Consider the following 590-nt stretch of genomic DNA (forward strand, 5'->3'; position numbering starts at 1 on the left):
TGATCCATCGCAGTAAGGCCCCTCCATCCCGCGCCACCCCGCCTCAACGCAGCACCCCAGGAGATCCGCAATGCCCCAAGGAGACAAGTCCGCTTATACCGATAAGCAAAAACGCATGGCCCGCCATATCGAGAAAAGCTACGAGCAAAAGGGCGTGTCGGAAGATGAAGCCGCAGCACGTGCCTGGGCCACGGTGAACAAGGAAACGGGCGGAGGCAAGCTCTCCGGATCTGGCCGGCAAGGCGACCGGGCCGGGGTCGCGGCTGGCGGCCGTGCGCTCGGCAGCGGCCAAAAAAGCCGCCGCCAGCCGCAGCCCCGAGGAGCGCTCCGCATCGGCCAAAAAGGCGGCGGCCACCCGCAAGCGCAACGCCGCTGCCAAGAAAAACTAAGCATGAAGAACAGGCCAGCCACCGGTGGGTGTGCTGGCCTGTTGCGTTGCCGGTTTAAACCGGTTCCGGATCCTTGACCGGTGGTTCATGCCCCGGCTCCTCGATCGGCAAGGTGCTGTCTGGCGGATCGATGGGCTCGGGCTTGGGCAAATCCGGCGGCGGTGGTGCCACCGGCGGGTGGGGGGGGGGAGGAGGGGGTGG

1 protein-coding gene is annotated in these 590 nt (G+C 66.3%); it reads left to right on the top strand.

Going from position 1 to position 590, the window contains the following annotated elements; translation table 11 throughout:
• Nucleotides 1–70: 70 nt before the first annotated feature.
• Nucleotides 71–466, top strand: a complete 396-nt coding sequence (locus tag H928_RS29405) for a plasmid stabilization protein (protein ID WP_239645057.1) — start codon at nt 71–73, stop codon at nt 464–466.
• The last annotated feature ends 124 nt before the right edge of the window (nt 467–590 follow it).

It is taken from the genome of Comamonas sp. B-9 (genome assembly GCF_000410635.1).
GTDB lineage: Bacteria > Pseudomonadota > Gammaproteobacteria > Burkholderiales > Burkholderiaceae_C > Comamonas.

Bases quoted from the DNA above. Each gene is read 5' to 3' on its own strand.
- H928_RS29405 (WP_239645057.1), top strand. From the start codon at position 71: ATGCCCCAAGGAGACAAGTCCGCTTATACCGATAAGCAAAAACGCATG.